This is a genomic window from Mesorhizobium sp. M0500, assembly GCF_040321165.1.
Lineage (GTDB): Bacteria > Pseudomonadota > Alphaproteobacteria > Rhizobiales > Rhizobiaceae > Mesorhizobium.
The window spans coordinates 32860-51463 of the sequence record NZ_JAMYRB010000020.1 but is presented as its reverse complement, the minus strand read 5'-3'; the positions used below and the strand labels follow the sequence as shown (position 1 = coordinate 51463).

Annotated in this window: 15 protein-coding genes and 1 pseudogene; 3 read left to right on the top strand and 13 right to left on the bottom strand. The window is 60.2% G+C overall.

Features of this window, described 5'->3' with window-relative positions; all coding sequences use genetic code 11:
• Nucleotides 1-109: 109 nt before the first annotated feature.
• From NKI70_RS26150 to NKI70_RS26125, 6 genes are all read right to left on the bottom strand, one after another.
• Nucleotides 110-766, bottom strand: coding sequence for a lytic transglycosylase domain-containing protein (locus tag NKI70_RS26150; protein WP_502898246.1), 657 nt, complete (start codon nt 764-766; stop codon nt 110-112).
• Between the two features lie 17 nt (nt 767-783).
• Nucleotides 784-1332, bottom strand: coding sequence for a signal peptidase I (gene lepB / locus NKI70_RS26145; RefSeq protein WP_352725320.1), 549 nt, complete (start codon nt 1330-1332; stop codon nt 784-786).
• On the bottom strand, nt 1329-1598 hold the full coding sequence (locus tag NKI70_RS26140) for a helix-turn-helix transcriptional regulator (protein WP_023800971.1): 270 nt from the start codon (nt 1596-1598) through the stop codon (nt 1329-1331). Before NKI70_RS26140 ends, lepB begins: the two co-directional genes overlap by 4 nt.
• Before the next feature lie 150 nt (nt 1599-1748).
• The gene (locus NKI70_RS26135) at nt 1749-2072 is read right to left on the bottom strand and encodes a DUF736 domain-containing protein (RefSeq protein ID WP_023672372.1); all 324 of its coding nucleotides are present in this window, start codon (nt 2070-2072) and stop codon (nt 1749-1751) included.
• Between the two features lie 534 nt (nt 2073-2606).
• The gene (locus NKI70_RS26130) at nt 2607-4328 is read right to left on the bottom strand and encodes a ParB/RepB/Spo0J family partition protein (protein WP_352725318.1); all 1722 of its coding nucleotides are present in this window, start codon (nt 4326-4328) and stop codon (nt 2607-2609) included.
• Between the two features lie 78 nt (nt 4329-4406).
• Nucleotides 4407-4826 (bottom strand): DUF2958 domain-containing protein, encoded by a 420-nt coding sequence (locus tag NKI70_RS26125; RefSeq protein WP_352578908.1) that lies wholly within the window; start codon nt 4824-4826, stop codon nt 4407-4409.
• Between the two features lie 11 nt (nt 4827-4837).
• On the opposite strand from NKI70_RS26125, the gene NKI70_RS26120 reads away from it, so the two are divergent.
• A complete protein-coding gene (locus tag NKI70_RS26120) occupies nt 4838-5026 on the top strand; it encodes a hypothetical protein (RefSeq protein WP_352578909.1) in 189 nt (62 codons plus the stop codon).
• 13 nt (nt 5027-5039) lie between these two features.
• Here the strand turns inward: NKI70_RS26120 and NKI70_RS26115 are convergent, their stop codons facing one another.
• The 3 genes from NKI70_RS26115 to NKI70_RS26105 all read right to left on the bottom strand — a co-directional run bounded on the left by NKI70_RS26115 (nt 5040) and on the right by NKI70_RS26105 (nt 7336).
• The gene (locus tag NKI70_RS26115) at nt 5040-6002 is read right to left on the bottom strand and encodes an ArdC family protein (RefSeq protein ID WP_352725316.1); all 963 of its coding nucleotides are present in this window, start codon (nt 6000-6002) and stop codon (nt 5040-5042) included.
• Between the two features lie 719 nt (nt 6003-6721).
• Complete coding sequence (locus NKI70_RS26110) at nt 6722-6949, bottom strand: hypothetical protein (RefSeq protein WP_023722034.1); 228 nt, start codon at nt 6947-6949, stop codon at nt 6722-6724.
• 153 nt (nt 6950-7102) lie between these two features.
• The gene (locus NKI70_RS26105; RefSeq protein ID WP_023679646.1) at nt 7103-7336 is read right to left on the bottom strand and encodes a helix-turn-helix domain-containing protein; all 234 of its coding nucleotides are present in this window, start codon (nt 7334-7336) and stop codon (nt 7103-7105) included.
• Between the two features lie 116 nt (nt 7337-7452).
• Here NKI70_RS26105 and NKI70_RS26100 point away from each other — a divergent pair, with 116 nt between their 5' ends.
• Entirely contained in the window at nt 7453-7734 is a 282-nt protein-coding gene (locus NKI70_RS26100; RefSeq protein WP_352610886.1) for a DNA -binding domain-containing protein, read from the top strand.
• 95 nt (nt 7735-7829) lie between these two features.
• Here NKI70_RS26100 and NKI70_RS26095 read toward each other — a convergent pair whose 3' ends face one another.
• Both NKI70_RS26095 and NKI70_RS26090 read right to left on the bottom strand, forming a co-directional pair.
• Nucleotides 7830-9737, bottom strand: coding sequence for a putative bifunctional diguanylate cyclase/phosphodiesterase (locus NKI70_RS26095; RefSeq protein WP_352725314.1), 1908 nt, complete (start codon nt 9735-9737; stop codon nt 7830-7832).
• 263 nt (nt 9738-10000) lie between these two features.
• A pseudogene (locus NKI70_RS26090) lies at nt 10001-10267 on the bottom strand (5-demethoxyubiquinol-8 5-hydroxylase UbiM); the annotation flags it as partial.
• A 364-nt stretch (nt 10268-10631) separates the two neighbouring features.
• Between NKI70_RS26090 and NKI70_RS26085 the strand changes: the two are divergent.
• Entirely contained in the window at nt 10632-13628 is a 2997-nt protein-coding gene (locus NKI70_RS26085; protein WP_352725312.1) for a TrlF family AAA-like ATPase, read from the top strand.
• A 240-nt stretch (nt 13629-13868) separates the two neighbouring features.
• Here the strand turns inward: NKI70_RS26085 and NKI70_RS26080 are convergent, their stop codons facing one another.
• Together NKI70_RS26080 and NKI70_RS26075 are read right to left on the bottom strand one after the other, a co-directional pair.
• Entirely contained in the window at nt 13869-17339 is a 3471-nt protein-coding gene (locus tag NKI70_RS26080; RefSeq protein WP_352725310.1) for an AAA family ATPase, read from the bottom strand.
• Nucleotides 17336-18598, bottom strand: a complete 1263-nt coding sequence (locus tag NKI70_RS26075) for a metallophosphoesterase family protein (RefSeq protein ID WP_352725308.1) — start codon at nt 18596-18598, stop codon at nt 17336-17338. Before NKI70_RS26075 ends, NKI70_RS26080 begins: the two co-directional genes overlap by 4 nt.
• Nucleotides 18599-18604: the final 6 nt, after the last annotated feature.

Sequence of the window (18604 nt, the reverse complement as noted above, 5' to 3'; positions counted from 1 at the left end):
GAAAAACGATGTGCAGACAAAGACTTCGCCGCCTCCAGGAGGCGATGCCTTTATCTTGCCTTCCGCGGACCTGCATCCCTGCCCCGCCCGACCCACGGTACCCCTGCCCTCACCTGCGATCCGGCCGGCCTGACCTTGCTCGCTCCGATCCGAGCGGCACCACAATTTGGCCATTCGGATCGGTCGCGGAAACACCGTTTCGCAGGAAAAACAGCGACTGCCCGGACGGGATTTCCGGCGCTTTTCCGGAACGGGATTTGCCGGTGAACGCGTCCATGTCGGCGGCCGAAATCCCCGCAGCCTTGAGCTCTTCCAGATACGAAACCGTCTCGCTGGGCAGCGGTCGCCCACGCTGCAAATGCTGTTCGTAGCGGTCCGGCCCAGCGTTATAGGCGGCAAACAGGCCGGGAAAGCCGAAGCGGTCATACATGGCGCGCAGATAGGCAGTGCCTGCCAGAATGTTGTCGCGAGGGTCGTGCGGATCGGCCCCCAGGCCAAGCTCTGCGCGCATCTCCTCGTAGGTGCCGGGCATCACCTGCATGAGGCCAATGGCGCCGGCGTGTGAGGCGATCGGCCGTCCGTCCAGCATTGTCTGCCCCCGGCTTTCGGCATCCATGACGGCATAAATCCAGGGCTGTGGAATGCTGAAACGCCGGCTTGCTTCGGCTACCAAGGGCTGCCATCTTGCCAGCTGCGGACCACGGGAGATGGCGGCCGGCTGAGCGTCGGTCGCGGCGGAACATGCGCATGGCGCTATCGCGACCATGCCCAGCATCAGGAGGGTTACTCGGTCCATAGCGGCACCAGCCTCCCGACAATATTTTCGGCCGGCACCGGCCCGAAATAGCGGCTGTCGAAGGAGCGGTTTCTATCGTTGCCGAGCAGGAAAACCTCGGCGGCGGCGAGCTTGCGGCAGGCATTCCACCAAGGCAGCGGACGGTGCTGCGTGTCGGTTGCCAGCCGGCGCGCGACAATTTCGCCGCCGATGATGATGGCGTCGCCGAAGGCGCAGACATGCTCGCCAGGCAGCGCGGCAAGGCGCTTGACCAGCGGCACGTTGCTGGGCAGATAGAAGCGTTCGGCGGCGAGATCGGCGACCGGTCTTGGCGGGCGGACGAGCACGAGATCGCCACGAGCCGGCGATCCGGACGCGACGCGATAAAGGCCGACCGGCGCACTGGCCGAGGCGTTCCAGACCAGCCAGGGCGATGGGTTGTCGAAAGCGGCGAAGCCGATCAGGCCGAGGCCCATGGTGGCCACGGCAATCGTCTTGCGCGCCCGAATGCGCCGCAGATGGCTGCCGATCAAACGGATAGTGGGACGCCGGCTCATGAGCGGCCTCCCTCACCGGCCGAGCCGGAATCGTGCCCGCCATCCTCGGGCCTGGTCTCCTGCGCGCGCCCCTTCGACCAGTCGTCGAGCTCGTCGATGTGATACCGAACATAGCGGCCGTGCTTGCGGAATTGCGGGCCACCGCCTTTGAGCCGCATCTTCTCCAGCGTGCGCTGGGACAGCCCGATATAGAAGGCGGCCTGCGCGGTGTTGAGAAACGGACTGCCCTTCTTCGCGCGGGCCGCGCGTTCGTTTTCGTCGTCCATGATGGTCCTCGTTTCGCTACGGACAAGCGAAGGCGAGGATCGGCGAGCGAGATCGTTTTGGGGACGGGCGAAGAGTGGGGGGCGAGTTTTCGCCGCCCCCTCCCGAAAGAGCCCCGCGCCGGTTGCGGCGCGGGGCTCGAGGCTGGCGGTTCAGTCGACCGGGTTCCAGATGATGGCGTATGTGTCGTCGTCATCCTGGCCGGCGGCGCGGCCGAGATTGGCGTAGAGCTTGCGCGGGCCGAACTCCGGGGCGGCAATCGACAGGCTCACATAGTCCTTGCCGGAGGTCTCGCCGGTGCGGATCCAGCCGGCCCCTACTTCGACCCCTTGCGTCAGCACCCGGAAGTCGGGATGGGTGTCGGCGCTCTTTGCCTGATTGGGCACGATGTCGATGTCGGCGCGGACGCTAAGCGTCTTGAGCTGGCCCTTGTAGCCGCCGTTTTCCTGTTTGGTAACGTATCCGATCGCGGTCATTTTCACTCTCCTTTGGTGCTCGTAGGGGACCATTCCCCTGCGATGGCGGACCGTGATGGGCGCGTCCGGACCGCCGGAACCGGGACGGCCGCAGCGATAGCGGAGGACCCGAGCGGGCAGCTTTTTTGAAGCGAAGCGGCGCGAGGAAGCCGCCGCAGGCGGCGGGGAAAAAAGCTGCTGGCGAGGGTTTCGGGCGGGCCGGATCCGCCCATAGGTCGTCAAGCCAGCCGCAGGGGAATGGTCCCTGAGACACATGGAGACAGGTGGCGCGATCGGCGGCACAACGAGCAGGCGGCATTACAGGGCGCCGGCTGCGCGGGCTCTCTCGGCAACCCCATCGGACAATTGGCCCATGCGCCTGGGCGCCTCGGCAAGCAACCCGGCGCGGTGCAGGGCTGCCGAAACGGGGGCGAGTTGGCGTCGGGATTTCTCGCGCGCGGCACTGGCTCGACAAGACGACCGATCGGCAGCCGGAGCGGCGCGCGCGACCTGAGCGGCGGTAATCGAGAGAACCGCCGCTCGGGCCCTGATCGACTATTTGCGGACGAACAGCGGCTGCATTTGTGCCCACTGATCGGCGGTGCGGAAGCCGCCGCGGCTGGTGTAGCTTTCGGCCGGGAATTCCATCCAGCGCGGCAGCCAGGTCTCGACCTTCTGGCGGCCATTCTCGCCCGCCAGGAAGTCGCGGATTATCTTCTTTTGCGTCTTGACCTTCTCGGCGACATTGCCGTCGGCAACAAGCTTGCCGCCGACATCGGCGAGCATCGAATTGTCGATTTCCTTGTCGCGCAAGAGGTCGAAGAAGGCATCGTCCGGTTGCCACCATGTGCCCATATCGACGTTCAGATGGTTGCCGAGCGCCTCGATGACGGCGCTGCCGGCTGCAAGCGTCTCGGCCATGACAAGGGTGAGAACGCGCATGACATCGTCGTCGCACAGCGCCAAGAGGCGCGCGAACACGCCGGCGATAGCAAAGGCGTCGCCATTGCCGCCGGCGACCACGCCATCCTCAGCCGGTGATCCGAGCAGGGCCAACACTTCGCGCCGCTTTTTGCCGAATGCAGCCTCAGCCTTGCAGCCGGCAAGGCTGGCAGTCACCGTCTCGTTGGCTGCGCGCTGTGGCTCACGGCGCACCTGCCACAAGCCGGAACCGGTGATGGCGTGCGCCACCACGAGGCGCAGCGCCACGGCGGGATGGTCGAGCATGGCCGCACGCACGGCGGCATGGCGATGCAGATCGACATAGTTCTGCATCGGGCCGGTGAGTTCGGGGCGCGGCGGCTTGGCGGCTGTTTCTTCTTGCTCACCGCCCTCGCGGGCGCGGCGGACTTGCTTGTGTGACAGCCAGCCCTCGTGACACTCGACCTCGCCGCGATACGTGACCGCGATGAAGACCTTGCCGCCCTTCTTCTTCGGGGTCTTCTCGTGGTCCCATGGGTGGAAATACTGGCCCGGTTCCAGCAGCACCACCTCGCCCCAGCCGTCGTTGAGATAGGTGGCGCGTCTGGCGGCAATCGCTTCGTTCTGCTTTTGCCAGAACAGGTCGGCATCGGCGAAATAGCTGTCCTCGCCGAACAGGTCCGAGGTGATCAGGCCGGGATATTCGTCGATGGCAAACAGCGCCACCTTGGTGGGAATCGACTGGCCGCCGAACAGCCATTGCTTCAATTGAAAGCCACGCGGCGCGTATTGATCGGGATCGGCACAGAGTGCCAGCCAGTCCTTCTGCTGCGCCTTGGACGCCATGGTGAGATGGCGCACCGTCTCGGCGTCGATCTCCTCGCGGCGATAGGCTTCGCGGATTTTGGGCAAGAGGTCGCCAAGCGCCAGAATGCGTTTGACCTTCAGGTCAGTGATGCCGAAGGTCGCAGCGATGTCTGGAACGGTGCGGCCTTGCCTGACGAGCCGCGAAAACGTCTCCCATTGCGAGACTTCGTCAGGATCGAGGCGGGCGAGGTTTTCGATCAGCGAGGCTTCCAGCGCATCGGCGTCGTCGCCATCATCCATGATGGCGCAGGGCAAGGGATCGCCTTCGCCGCGCTCGTCGGCAAGCGATTTGGCGGCGAAATAGCGCCGCCTGCCGGCGACGATCTCGAAGGTTTCCGGCTGGCCGTTCGGCCGCACAAGGAGTGGCACCAGCACGCCGCGCGCACGCACGGAGGGCAGGATGTCGGATATGTCGGGCGCGCGTTTTCCATGGCGCATGTTGAGCGCGGAAATGTTGAGTTGATCCAAGGGGATGTGGGCAAGCTGCATGGCTACTCTCCTTCGCTTTGGTTAAGGTTGCCCCCGCCGCAGAGGCCGAAGGCCGGCGCGGCGGGACGGTTTTTGCGCCTATCGGCGCTGCTGTTCCGCCGTGTCGGACGGAAGCTCGGAATGGGGCTTTGAAAGGGCGTCTGCTGCCTGCCGCAGAAGTCGCTCGGCCTCGGTGATGTGGCGGCAAATACGGGCGGCTTCGGCATAGACGGAGAGCGGAAAGCGCGCCTGGAAATGCAGGTCGCGCTCTATGCCGAGGCCAAGCGGACCTTTTACGGATGCAAGCTCGGCCAGACTGACGCTGCCGAGTTCGGGGAAGCCGAAGCCGAGATCGCAAAGGCCGAACAGCGTGTCGCCATCGGCGTCGAGTTCGCTCAGAAGCCACGTGGCGGCACCTGTCGGATTAAACAGTTTCACCACGGGAAAATGGTCCGTTTCGGCGTCGGCGGCGCCATTGGCGAGCAGTCGTGCGCGCAGTGGATCGGTGATCAGGATCATGGAAAGACTCCTTGTCAGAACAGGTCGAGTTGATTTCTGCTGGCTTCATCGAAGAGGCCGATATCGAGCGGCTTTTGCGCCGCGCGCGGACGCATCGGCGCGTCCATCAGGAGGGTGAGCCGATCGCGCGTGGTGATCGGCCGGACACGGGAATGAGCATCTGCTCGCCTGGCGGCGTCGGCTCGGTCGCGGTCAGTTGAGGATCGCGCATCGTCATGCCGCAATCCCTTCCTGCGCCTCGCCTTCGGCATCGGCCTGAAGGCCAAACAGGAAATCGGCGGCCTTGGAGGCAAGACTGGCGGCACGGAAGATCGCGCGGTTGTCCTCGCGCAGCACCTTTAGCCATGAGCCGATGTAATCGGCATGACGCACGGTCGGCTCGATACCGAGATTGCTGCAGACGAAGGCGGCAGTGATTTCGGCGACCAATTCTTCACGCGCGTAAGCCTTGGAGCCGAACGAGCCGGAGAGGTCGCGAGCAAGCCGCGTTGGGTGGCCGGTCCAGTGGCCAAGCTCGTGAAAGCAGGTCCGATAATAGTCGATCTGGTGATGGAACGCCGGCTGCGGCGGCACCTGAATGTGGTCGCTGCCCAGCATGTAGAAAGCGCGATCGCCGCCGACCCTGAAATCCGCACCGCTGGCGCGAATAAGCGTCTCGGCCTGCGGCACGATCTCGCACTGAGGCAGCGGCTCGGCGGCGGCATAGAGGTCTTCCGGAAGATTATCGCACTGCGCGACATTGAAGACGGTGAAGCGCTTCAAGAAAGGCACGGCCTGTGGTTCATCGCCCTCGTGGCGTGCGCGCTCCTTCTCGTCCTTGGGGACAAAGCGGTCGGCATGCACGATGGTCGTGCCGCGCTCGCCCTTCCTGACATTGCCGCCAAGGACGAGCGCCTGCCGGAAGGTGAGCCAGTTCTGGCTGGGATAGCTGCGCTCGATGACCGCGCCCCACAGGATGAGGATATTGATGCCGGAATAGGTGCGCCCAGTGGACGCATTCCTCGGCAGGCCAAGGCCTGCCTTTGCGCTGCCCCATGGCTTGACCCATGGCACGGTGCCGCGCTCCAGCTCGGCAATGATGTGGTCGGTGATCTCCTGATAAAGGCTGGCGCCGGGGCGCCCGCCCTTGCCTGCGCCAGCCTCTGTGCGGGCACAACGCTTGCTGTTTGCATGCATGTCTTATCCTCCGCTCACCAATCGCCGCGCCTTTCCCCGGAAGCGGGGTGGGCGGCGAGTCGCGACCGGAAAGGCCCGCCGTGGTAGGCGGACCGCATCCGAAGGACCGGAACGAAGAGGAGGACCCTGAGCGGCAGCGAAGGGTTGCGGGCTGCCGCGGCGGGCCTAGAAGGGAGTGCCGCCCACCCCGCCGCCGGGAAAGGCCAACAGACAAACCGCGCCGCCCGCAAGGGCGGCGGCCGTCTCAGCCCAAGGGCTGCCCGCGCCAAGGGGCGAAGCCGAATGGCCGAGACCGCCTGAGCTTGCCGAAGAAAAGCGGGCTCGGTTCACGAGCACCTGGTGCGCGTCGTCAGGCGCGCGGGCGCCTGCCAGGACGGTAGGCCGGACAGATTTTTCGCACGGATCATCGTCAAGCGCCGCAGTTACGCCGAGAAACTCGACGACATCGCCGCCGTGCGCGCGGCTTGCTCCGAACAAAACCAGCGCTCGCCTTTCAACAGGTTGAGGCGCGTGTCCCAGTAATTCCTGTCCGGGATCATGATAGACGCGCTCGCCCGTTTTGTAGCTTATATTGGCTTTGATGTTGCAGCCGACAGCGGCAGGGTCGATTCGAAGGCAAGAAAGCCAGCCAGGAGTTGTCTTGAAAGCGATGGTTGCCCACGCCCCTTCCCTCCGAAGAGAGAATGGGACGTTTGCAGCGTGGAGTCTACAAGTCGGGTCTAATTCACCGGTCCTGTTCCGAACCATTGAATGAACGGCGCATCCTTACCCGTGATATCCTTCACCGTCTTTAACAGCGCTTCATGGGTGCGTTGGAGAGCCCGGTAATGGTTGCTGCTAGGTGATAGAAGCGGCTGGACGATGCTCTTGTGCAGCCGTTCCGCCTCCGCCAGAAAGCGCTCGATTTCAGCCTGTGAAAGCTGCTTGGAAAGTTTGGTCCTAGCCATTGCGATCTCCGTTGAGGAATCGCCCCACCTAGGATTATCATCCTACATCGGCATGGCCTGGTAAAGACCACCCGCAGCGGAATGGCAGCTTGCCGAAGAAAAGCGCGCTCGGTTCACGGCACCGGCGCGAGCCGTTAGGCGCGCGGGCGCCCGTTAGGACCGCAGGCTGGACAGAATCTCGCACGGATCCGCGTCAAGCGCCGCAGTTAAGTCGAGAAACTCGATGACGTCGAGACGACGCTCTCCACCCTCGTACTTGGCCACGAAGGATTGGGGACGATCAAGCTTCTCGGCCACCTGCGCCTGAGTCAGGCCTTTGGCCTTGCGCAGGGAAACCAGCTGGGCCAGAAACCGCTGGTGGCGGGGCGATCGAAGAGATTTGGGCATGTAGGCGAACCGGTCGGGTAAAGACCGGATCAGCGACTAATCCCGGTTTCGGATTATCCCATTTTGGGATATGCTGCGTTGCATCCAGCGCTCAACAGCCGAGGCTCGCAACAGGCATGAATCGATCAATGGGAACAGATGAAAGTCGAAGCTCAACGTTGAGCGATGAAGTCCCCTGGTCGGAGAACCTCACGAGCTACGACAGGGAGCATTTCACGATCTACCTGCGGATCCTGGATGCCTGCGCCGACAATGCCAGCGAAGAGGAGATGGCCGATCTCATTCTCGGCATCGACCCGGCCCTTGAACCGGTCCGCGCCCGCAAGGCTCTTCGCAGCCATATCGACCGTGCGAACTGGATGGTGACGACTGGCTACAAGGAACTGTTCGCCGGCTGAGGCACAGCACGGACTGTCATGCTCTTCAAACAAGGAAGTTCAGATACCCGCCATTCATGAGCGCACGGCCGCGAGAGACGGCGCGGCGGGAGCGGTCACAACTGGTTCGCGTGCTGTTTGACTGCCATTTCTAGTGCTTGGCTCAGAGGCACAGCCTTGGAGAACAGGAAGCCCTGAGCGGTCCTGCAGCCAAGCTTGTGCAGGGTTTGCCGATCCGCCTCTGTTTCGACGCCCTCGGCCATGACCTCGATCCCGAGCATGTTACCGAGATCGATGACCGATTTGACAAGCAGTCGGTCCTCTCGGGACTTGGCCAAGCCGCGAATGAAACCCTGGTCTATTTTCACCTTGCGTATCCGACTGTCCTTGAGCGATGCCAACGTGGAAAAGCCGGTGCCGAAGTCATCGAGCGCGATGGAAATGCCGGCATGTGAAAGCCGTCCGAGCTTTTCATCCACTCTGTCCGGGTCCACCGGGGATTCTTCGGTAATCTCGATTTCGAACATCGTTGCAGGGAGGCCTTTTGCCGCCAGACCATCCAGAACCATGTCGTCGATATCGCCGGCTTCCAGTTCGCGCGGTGAAACATTCATCGCCACACGGAGATCACGACAGTCAGCTTTCACCAAGCCGTCGATAAAAGCACAACAGTCGGCGAACACGGTTTGCGTCAGCAGCTGAAGCATTCCGGTTTCGCGTGCAGCTGTGATGATTTCGGGTGGAGAGATGGCACCATGAGTCGGATGGGACCACCTCAGCAAGGCTTCAAAACCGACCACGGCCTCGGTGTCGAGTTTCACGATCGGCTGGAACCAAGGTTGCAAGCTTCTCGTCTTTATCGCCGAATGAAGGTCCCGTTCGACGGACTGGCGGCGTTGCAGTTCCCTGTCGAGTTCGGCATCAAACAGGCAAAATTCGTTCCTGCCACGACGTTTGGCCGTATAAAGGGCGATATCCGCCCGCAACAACATTTCCGTCAGGCCCGGCGTCTGCGCCAAGTATATTCCTATCGATGCCCCGACACGGACGGACGCGACCTCGATATAGGGTCGGGCAATTTTGGCTATGATATTGGAGGCGAGATCACTGGCAGAAAGCGAAACCCTCGTTGAGGGAAAAAACAGCACGAATTCATCGCCGCCGATACGAGCGAGCGTTGAGCCTTCCGGTGCTTCCTCCTCTATGCGGCGGGCGATCCTTACAAGCAGTTCATCACCGGTCCTGTGACCGTAGGTATCGTTGACGGATTTGAACCCGTCCAGATCAACCAGCATTGCCACGAAGGGGCTATCCGCGGTCTCGAAACGTCCGATTGCGTCTTCGAGGCCACGCCTGTTGAGAAGGGCCGTCAGGTGGTCCTGCCTGGAACTGGCCTTCATCTCCGCCGCAAGCCGCTCGGCCTCATGCCTCAGGCGGCTCGCTTCGCGGAACCGTGCTTGGCCAACACACGAAGCTCGAACCAAGCCGCCCATGAAAAGCAGAACGGCAAAAGCCAGAATGTAATCTTCAAAATTGCCTTTCGCCAAAAGGCATCCCACCGTGATGAGGAGCGGAGGTGTGATGAAGTTGATCGCCGCCGCGGCATACGAACTGCCGTATGTAACCGCACCAGCTGAAATGCCCGCCAGAATGACCAGATGCAGCGGTGCTTGAGGTGTCGTGTGTCCAACAGTCAGGACGGCCAGGAAGGACCAGGCAAACCCTGCCAGAAGGGCAAGGATGCCAAACCAGCGAAGCCGCGGCAAAACCCCCACTAAACCGTCATGGCGCCCCGTTGCCTTTAGCTGATAACGCGCGAGTGCAAGGCGGGCGGCATTTATCGCATTGACGACCAGGAACCAGATTGCAGCGGCAAAGCCGCTGCCAGAAAGGGCGTGCACCGCCCAAATCAGGCCTGACAGGATACCGCTTATCGGCATCGACACGAAGAGGCCGGTCCTCAGGTCAGCAAGCTGATCCTGACGGATTTTGGCCTCCAGCGTGTCTACTTTCTTCGGGGCCATGGACGGACCAGCTTGCTCCCATCGTTGTTCGCGAGGACAAGCTTACGCAGGCCCACTGAAGGACGGGTTAACTATCCAGCGGGGGTAACCAGTGCGCTCACCATGGCTCCGGGTCGCACGTCTGCTCTGAGGATTGCCGGCTGATCATCAAAGTCTCGTCCGCGCGCGTTTCTTGATCCGGATCATGCCAGGATCCGCAACGTCAGAGACAAAAGGAAGCTGCGCCGAGACAGCGTTCCAGAGCGGCAGCGCTATCTGCCGATTCACCGCCTGAGCATGGCCGAAATGCCATGGCGGACAAAGGGAAGATATTGGGCAAAGCGGAGCCCCGCATGTCTTGCAAGCCGTGCCGCCGGGTGCTCGCCTGAGTAGAGACCGACAAGCATGTTGGTGGCATGATAGAGCGGTGCCGCCGACAGGCGCAGCCGGCTTTCGTATCTGCCGAGCATGTCGGGATCGGCAATGTCGCGGCGGGCGTAACATGCTGTCAGGATTTTACGAGCGAGTTGCTTCTGGCCGCTGAGGCCGATAACGGACGTCGCGCTTTTCGGCAACGGTGCCATTGCTCAACTGAGGCAGCGTTTCGGAGCCGAATGTCACCCCGTCAGTCGGCTTTTTTTGCGGAAGTTGGAAACCACAAGAACACGCCTAGGAACCTCGTGGACCTGGATAGGCAGCGGCGGCTGCATGCCCGCCTTTTGTTTCTAGCACTGCTTTTGTCTTTCGGCGACAGGCGGTGACTTGTGCTCCAAGGTCATGAGAACACGCCTTGATTGATTTTTTCATCCGACTAGATTGTACCCGCGCGTTCATCTGGGCGCCGATTCGTGATCCTGCCGGACGACAGGCAAGGCTTTTTTCGGATCGGAAACCCCGTCACCTGGAGTGCTTCGGATGAGTGTGTCCTCAACGCCGCGTGCTGCCAAACGAGAGGCTCATCGAGGGTCGCAGTGGCTTAAGTGGGATCTGCATTTACACGCGCCCGGTACGAAGCTCTCTTGCGGATATGGCAAACCGGAGGACGCGACGTGGAAACGCTTCGTGGCTATTCTCGAACAATCCGAGGTCAAGGCCTTTGGCATAACGGACTATTTTTCATTCGACGGCTACCTGAACACCGTCAAGTGGTATCGCCAATCGTATCCGGACTCGACCAAGCTAGTGATCCCGAACCTAGAGCTGCGTTTGACCGAGACGGTCAGCATCGACGGCAAAAACGTCAACGCGCATGTTCTGGTAGACCCGGCTGTCGCGACGCCCGAAGCCTTGAGTAAATTCCTCAACGACCTCGAAACGCACATATCCGTTGGTGGCAGACGGTTACGCTGCAGTGAACTGACGTCTGCGAACTACGCTGCGGCGACCGTCAGCATACATGATGTTAAGGACTCGCTAAAAGGATGCTTCGCGCCGGAGCAATACATTATCGTCACCGCCGCCGGAAACGATGGCCTACGCGGTACCGCCAAAAATTCCCAGCGTAGCAAATCCATTTCCGATGAACTCGACAGGATCAGTAGCGCCTTCTTTGGGAAGTCGAACAGCACGGCATTCTTCCTGAGCGACTCTCGGTACGAGGACGGGTCGAAGTCCGAGCCTAAGCCCCTCTATGACGCCAGTGACGCTCATTCCTTCGAGGACCTCGGACGTTTGACAGGTGACGAGCCGAGCTATCAATCGACCTGGATCAAGGCCAATCTGACTTTCCGAGGTCTCCGGCAGACGATCTTTGAACCGGAACATCGCGTCTTTGTTGGAGAACGTCCAACCGTTCTCGTCCGGCTCGAGCGAGAGGCGACGCAGTTCATCGACAGGCTGGAGATCAATGCCCTCGCCACCTATGCCGATCATAACGGCACCTGGTTTCGGAACGTCGAAATCCCGTTCAACCCTGAACTGACTGCCATAATCGGCAACAAGGGAAGCGGCAAAAGCGCCGTCGCGGACATTGTCGCGCTGCTCGGAAATACTCGCCAAGCGAAATATTTCTCGTTTCTAACCGACAGTCAGACGAACAAGAAATTCAAGCGGCGCGGGTTCGCCGAGAATTTTTCGGGTCGTCTCGTATGGAAGAGTGGGAGCGTTGTTGAACGGGCACTGAGCGATGATGTCGATGAACTCGAGCCGGAGGCGGTCAAATACCTACCACAGAACTACTTCGAGAGCCTGACGAACGAAATCGAAGTCCAGGCGCTGCGCCGGGAAATCGAAGACGTCGTATTTTCACACGTCGACATCAGCGACAAGATGGACGCCAAGAGCTTCCGCGACCTCGAAGAACGGAAGACGTTGAACAGTCGACAGGAAGCTAGCCAGATCAAAACGAAGCTGCGGGAACTCAACATCAGGATTCTCGAACTCGAGGACCAGAGCGAACCTGCATTCAAGACCAAACTGCAGGCGGAACTAGGGGTCCTTCAGAAGCAGGTGTTCGCACTCGAAGCGTCGAAGCCTCCGGAGGAAGCTGCCCCGGCTGCTCAGAGTGCGGAACAGGAAGCGGCGACAGAAGAAATCGCGTCACAAACCCGGTTGCTGGATGACCTTTCTGCACGTGAAAAGAGCGCCGTCACGCGGCTCGGCTGGCACAAGACTACCCTGCAAGAGGCCAGTGAATTCAAGGACGCCGTAAATGCCCTGAAAAACCGTGTGCAAGGCGACAAGGAGGCTTTTAAAACTAAGTATAGGGCTCTCGGCTTAGATGTTGATCAGGTCATCCGTATTACCATTAACCTCGAAGAAGTCACGAAGAAGATTGACGATGCGAACGAAGAAATCGCTCAGATTGAGCGCGAGAGCGCCATTGTTTTCGATTCAAAGACCGATCTTTCCAAAGTCGCCAGTGCACCCGAGCTTCGTGCTGCGCAGAAATATATTGCCGATCGCATTGCCGAGACGCGCGCCGCTCTCTCGGCACCTCAACAGCGTTATCAAAGGTATGTGCAGGCCGTCCGCGAGATATCCGAGCAGATCAGCGATATCGTCGGTCAAAAGGCCTCGCCGAAATTAGGGACGATCGCGGAACTAGAGGCCCGCATTGCCCGGATCGACAACGATCTGCCGGGTGAATTGTCCAAGGCGTTTGAGGACCGTAAGGCACTTTGCTTGACCCTCTTCGAAAGCAAACACAAGATAAGAACGTTTTACGAGGGTTTGAAAACCAAGGTTGAGTCGCGGCTCACCGCGGTGAGTACCGGGGACTTCAAGGTGTCGATCGACGCGTCTTTTGTACCGTCTCCCAAGTTCGGTGATGAATTCTTCAACCATCTGAACCAAAACGTGAGCGGCCCCTTCCGCGGAGTCGCGGAAGGCGCGCGCGCCCTTCAACAGAAGCTATCGATAGTCGACTGGAACTCCTTCGAAAGCATCTTTGCCTTTGTGGACGATGTGGTCGGATCGATGAAATCCGGTGGCATCAGACGGCAGACCAAAGACGTCAAGAAATTCTACGACTTCCTTTATTCCCTCGGATACTTCGAACCCCGGTACGAGTTGAGACTGGGAGGCAAAGACCTGAACCAGCTTTCCCCCGGAGAGAAGGGGCTTCTGCTGCTGGTCTTCTACCTACACCTGGACACCGACAGCTCGCCCCTCATCATCGACCAACCCGAAGACAATCTCGACAACGACAGCATATTCGCGGTACTCGCAAGGTGTATTCGCGACGCGAAGAAAACCCGGCAGGTCATATTGGTGACGCATAACCCAAACCTCGCGATCGGAGCCGACGCCGAACAAATCGTCTATGTCCGGTTGGACAAGGTGAACGCTTACAGGTTCAGCTATGATTGCGGCGCGATCGAGAACCCGAACACCAATGGCCATATCGTAAAGGTGCTCGAAGGGTCGCGGCCAGCCTTCGTACAACGTCGACTCAAGTATCAAATCACCTGATGGCGGGGTATTGCGGCGTTGCTTTGTTTTGTAACGTCCGCTCCTGGCGTTTCCGGACGAGGTCAATGGCGAAGCATCCGACTTCTATAAGAAGAGCGGGTGATGCGGACGAAATGAGGCGCAAAGTTGCCGGGGGATCTTGGCAAGCAAGGCTAGGGGGAAGAAGCCGCAATTCCCGGCAGCGCGGCCCACGCCAAGCGATTTCCTTGTAGATTGGAAGACGCTGTTTGGGCGGCCATCCTATTCGAGTTGGTGGATGGTAGTCCCTGGCACAACTGCCTTGGCGATTTCGCATAAATGCTTGTGATGCGTTAGATATATCACCTGACCCATGCCCGCCATTTCGCCGAAAAGCCTGAACACTTCTTCAGACCGGATATGGTCGAACGTCTCCATGATGTCGTCCGCGACGAATGGGACCGACTGTCGGAATTGCGCGAATTCGTAATATCCAGCGAGTCTCAGGGCCAGATAGAGCTGAAACCGCGCGCCTTTTGACAGCGCATCGGCGACCTTGGATTGGCCGTCGCGCTGCATCGCTATCAGGACCTCGCCACCCTTCACGGGCTGGGTCGTGAGGCCAGAATGCTGGCCTTGCGTCATCAGCTTGAAAGCGTCCGATGCACGCGCCATCATTCCTGACCGGTGGCGCTCGCGATAGGCGCGCAGAGCATTCCCGGCTGACATGATGCCGAGCTTCAGTTCAATATAGCGAACCGCGCTGTCCTCGATTTCCAGCAGAATGGTTCGGCGTTCGGCGTCGAGCCGAGCGACAGCGCCGTCGCCTCCAATCTCGTCAATCTTATCCGCAGCGCGCGTTTGTCGGATCAGCTGTTGTTGGAGGAAGCTGTCTAGCTGCTGGAGCCTCTGCTCGCCTTGTCCCTTCTCGATCGCCAGGCCGTCGAAGTCGATTTCGTCAAGGACCGAGCGGGCCTGCTCAAACTTCTCCAATGAAAGTTCAGCCGCCACCCGATCCTCAAGCTCGGCCACGCTGGTGTGCAGACGATCCCTCTCGCGCAGCAACTCGTCGCGGTGCGCCACATCGGTTAAGGTTTCGACGCCGAACGCGATCAGCACCTCATTCTTGCGGCACTCATGGACCGAAGTCTCATTGTCGAGGACATTGCGCTCGCCTTGCAAGCGTTTGAGATCGGCCAAAAAGCCTGCCTTCGTGTCACGCGCCCTTTCAGCGCGATCCAAGCGGTCGCCAACGCGAACCGCTAACTGCTCCGGCTCTCCATCCTTCGTAGCCTCTCCCAGATCTGCTGCGATAGAGCTGACCTCACTGAGGAAATCGGCCCTGTCAGCTTCCATTTTGTCGATGCGCAGTTGAAGGGCGTCTCGCTCTTGCACGCTTTTGGCCAGATTACTCAACTGTTCGAGCACTGTGCTTAAGCCGGAAGCGGATACGCCGCTCTCGAGCCAAGTTCCCTTGAGCGTCTCACCTGTCGTGGCGAGCCACTCCTCCTCGCGCCGCTCGGCCATGGCGAGAGCCCGACGCCTGACAGTAAGATCCTCCTCCCTGCCATTCACGGTTCTTAGTGCTTCAGCGTATTCTGCGTCTAACTTGCGCTGCCGCTCTAGAAACAATTCCGCGAGGGCCATAGCGGCTTCAAGCGTGTCATGCGGCGCCGGTACTATTCCGACGCTCGTCAACGCCCTGATAAGTTCCAGTCGGATCTGCTCGCCCGCCTCGGCAGCCCGGTCCGCCCTCTTCCGAGAGAGCTCGATCTGCCGCCATTCACCGAGTGCATCAGCACGCAACTCAATTCGATTGTCCAAGCGCTGTACCAGGCGCTCTAGTGATGGCTCGATCACGTCTTCCAGCAACGCACCGCCGGCCTGACGGACTTCAGCCATCTTGGCTTCAAGATCGAGGGCAAGCTGCGCGTATTGTTGACGCAAACGAGACAAATCCGCCGAAGTTTCGCCAAGCGCCCTGGTCGTTGCGCGTATCTCTGCCAAATCCGACGCGTTCGCTAGACGGCCCGTGCCGACGCCATCGTCGCGGGCTAGCGCTAGAGCAAAGTCATCAGCTGTTTCGCTGGTCAGCGCCGCCCTATGCGTTTCCCAAGCTGCGTCACGTGCTCGTCGGCTCACTGCAGCGGCTTCGTCGTCAGCCACATCGATCGACACACGAAATGCTTCCAGTCGTGCCGATTGCCTCGTGGAATTGCTCTCACATTCCTCAAGGCGTTCGGCGACCACCGAGCTGGTTCTGGCTAAATCTGTTGCGGCCATTTTCCAGGAAGCAATCTGCCCAGCGCTCGGAACAGCGATGCTCGCGAGCGCGCTCGCATCGCCGGCCCACGGCCGCAGCTGAGCCCGCAACTCCTCGAATCGTATTGTACCCGCATCTTCCTCCTCGCGGGCCGCCGCAACTTCCGCGAGCTGATTGCTGGCGCGGGCCTTCGACAATGCTGAACTGAGCTTCGCTCTGACGGATTCGGGCACGGCTCTTTCTTCGCCAACTCGCTGTCGAGCCAATTGGAGCGCATCGACAGCAGCCGCAATTTCGTCATGGGCAGCGCTTGCCGCCGTGGCGATCCCGGATCGCTGCTCAATCATTGTGCGCAAGACGCCCACCGTCGCTGCTGGCAAAAGTAGCTTCGCAGGATCCTGTTCAGAAGTGCGTCCCAACGCGCTAAGGCAAGTCGCTACGGTGTTGTCGAGGATCTGCAGCTGGAACTTGCGAGTGGGCAAATCAAGGCCTGCCGACGAATAGCGCACCTTGCTCTCTGCCAAGCTTCTGATGCGCTCCGAGACCCCCAAGATCAGCTCGTCTACGTCGAGGAATGCAATGCTTGACGTCAGACGTTCAACTTCGCCGACATTGCCCGCCAAACGCGTTCTCAAGCTCGCATCGTCACCAATCAGCTCCGCGATCGAGCCCGCCCAAGTGCGCGTAGGTGAAGCGGTTTTCGGCAATCCGTCTAATTGGACGAGCTTGCGCCGAATATCTGCCAGCATCGGCCGTGCACGCTCGAACCGCGCAATCGCCTCCAGCCGGTTCGCCAGCACCGCTCGTTCGTTGATCAGGGCGTCGTACTGTTGTGCCGCGTCGCGACGTTCAGCCTCCAGTCCTTCGTAGGTCGAAGCAAGTGTGTCGATATCATCCTTCCGAGTTTTTAGGTCGGCCAGCCGCCTCTTGAGCAGCGCGATCTCGGTACCTTGCGCCTGCTTGCGATGTAGCGCGTCGGCCTCTGCATCCAAGGCATTTAGCGTATCGCTTGCATGGCCAAGTCCTGCGCTGGCGGTGAATAACAGCTTGCCGAGATCACCGCGCGATTCCAGGATCGCCTTTCCACCGGCTTCCAGCGTCTCGTCATCCAAGGAAAACATTGTCGCGTAGGCATCGCGAGACAGGCCGGCGAGGTGTGCCGAGATTGCCATCTCACTGACCGGCTTGCCGGTCGCATCAAGGAGCGAATTGTTCCGCTGTTTCGTGCGGGTAAATGAATGCTCCACACCTGCCAATTCGAGCACTCCACCAAGGCGCATGGCGCTATACTCGTGAATGAAGTTGTATTTGCTACGCTCCTCGATCCCGAACAAGAGGTCGAGAAAGCCAGAAAGAGCGGTCGACTTGCCAGCCTCATTCAGACCGAACACGATGTGCAAATCAGGGCCGGACGTGGGCTTCGGTCCAAAGTCGATCGTACGATCGGTGAACTTCCCATAGCGAACGAGGTCAAGGCGTCGCAGTCTCATGACGAGGCACCAGCCTTGAGACGTGCGGTGACCTGGTCAATGCCCCTGGCCAGCGCTGTATCTAGGAAAAGGTCGAGGTCGGCTTCGCTCTTGCCAGCAAAGTCGCGGCCTTCCGCCGGAAGTTCGGCAACTGTCTTTTGAATGAACGCCCTCGCCTCGGCGCGGAACGCCTCGGACGTGGCGTCACTGCGCATCGACGCGGCTAGCTCATAAATTGGATCAGCGGTGTCCTCAACTGCTTCGGTCCCAGGTGAAAGGACGTTGAGATCGAGCTTTTCGATCCACGTGTCACCCAGTTGCCCGGCCACCTGTTGAGCTTCGGCAAGGAGGAGGTCCCTGTCGCGAATGAGCTGCCACGACAACGGTGTCGCTCCGCTCAAATTGACTCGAGCCAGAACGTGCCGCGATCGAACATTGGATCGCAGCTGTTCAAGTGCGTCTCGAATGCGCGTGGCGACTTCGGGCCACTCAACGGTTCCGATAAGGTCGACGTTGAGGCGTTCGAACTGCGCGACGCTGGTCAGCCGTTCCTCGATCTCAACAGAACCGTGATCACGTATCGTCACAAGCGTTGCCGATTTCTCGCCCGCCTCGTTGATATCCCTGCCTTGCGGAATACCCGGCATCACGACCGTTGCGCGTGCCCCTGGATAGACCTGGCGAACATGGATGTGTCCGAGCGCCCAGTAGTCGAAACCATGATTGTGCAAGTCAGCCACACTGCAGGGCGCGTACACGTCGTGACCGAGCGAACCGGCCATGCTGGTATGCATAATACCGACATTGACCGCGCCTTCACGAGGTGTTGGGTACTTGGGCAACAGACTTTCTGGCGCCTTCGAATGCGTAAAACTCAGGCCATGGAACATCACATCCAGACCACCTGAAGTCTGCAATACCGATTGGGCGCGGCCGCCGAAAATAGTCACGCTGTCCGGAAACACGAGCTGTTTTGAGATGCGTGAGAGGGCATCATGGTTGCCGCGGATCTTGAAGACCCTAATACCAGCCTGGTGCAGCCGTCCGATCTGTGTCGCGATGAACCGCGCAGTCTTCATCGAAGTCTGATCGCCATCGTAGAGGTCGCCCGCAATGACCAGCGCATCCACGCGTTCCTCGAGGCACAAATCCACTATCGAAATGAAGGCTTGGCGGCTGGCGTCTCCCACGAGCTCTGCGAGTTCGAGGTTTCGCAACGCTAGCGAACGCAGCGGTGAATCCAGATGAATGTCTGCCGTATGAACAAATCGAAACGCCATTCAGCC

Coding starts and splice junctions, on each gene's coding strand:
- NKI70_RS26135 (WP_023672372.1), bottom strand. CDS start 2,072: ATGACCGCGATCGGATACGTTACCAAACAGGAAAACGGCGGCTACAAG.
- NKI70_RS26100 (WP_352610886.1), top strand. CDS start 7,453: ATGAATCGATCAATGGGAACAGATGAAAGTCGAAGCTCAACGTTGAGC.
- NKI70_RS26080 (WP_352725310.1), bottom strand. CDS start 17,339: ATGAGACTGCGACGCCTTGACCTCGTTCGCTATGGGAAGTTCACCGAT.
- NKI70_RS26130 (WP_352725318.1), bottom strand. CDS start 4,328: ATGCAGCTTGCCCACATCCCCTTGGATCAACTCAACATTTCCGCGCTC.
- NKI70_RS26115 (WP_352725316.1), bottom strand. CDS start 6,002: ATGCATGCAAACAGCAAGCGTTGTGCCCGCACAGAGGCTGGCGCAGGC.
- NKI70_RS26110 (WP_023722034.1), bottom strand. CDS start 6,949: ATGGCTAGGACCAAACTTTCCAAGCAGCTTTCACAGGCTGAAATCGAG.
- NKI70_RS26140 (WP_023800971.1), bottom strand. CDS start 1,598: ATGGACGACGAAAACGAACGCGCGGCCCGCGCGAAGAAGGGCAGTCCG.
- NKI70_RS26105 (WP_023679646.1), bottom strand. CDS start 7,336: ATGCCCAAATCTCTTCGATCGCCCCGCCACCAGCGGTTTCTGGCCCAG.
- lepB (WP_352725320.1), bottom strand. CDS start 1,332: ATGAGCCGGCGTCCCACTATCCGTTTGATCGGCAGCCATCTGCGGCGC.
- NKI70_RS26095 (WP_352725314.1), bottom strand. CDS start 9,737: ATGGCCCCGAAGAAAGTAGACACGCTGGAGGCCAAAATCCGTCAGGAT.
- NKI70_RS26150 (WP_502898246.1), bottom strand. CDS start 766: ATGGTCGCGATAGCGCCATGCGCATGTTCCGCCGCGACCGACGCTCAG.
- NKI70_RS26125 (WP_352578908.1), bottom strand. CDS start 4,826: ATGATCCTGATCACCGATCCACTGCGCGCACGACTGCTCGCCAATGGC.
- NKI70_RS26075 (WP_352725308.1), bottom strand. CDS start 18,598: ATGGCGTTTCGATTTGTTCATACGGCAGACATTCATCTGGATTCACCG.
- NKI70_RS26085 (WP_352725312.1), top strand. CDS start 10,632: ATGAGTGTGTCCTCAACGCCGCGTGCTGCCAAACGAGAGGCTCATCGA.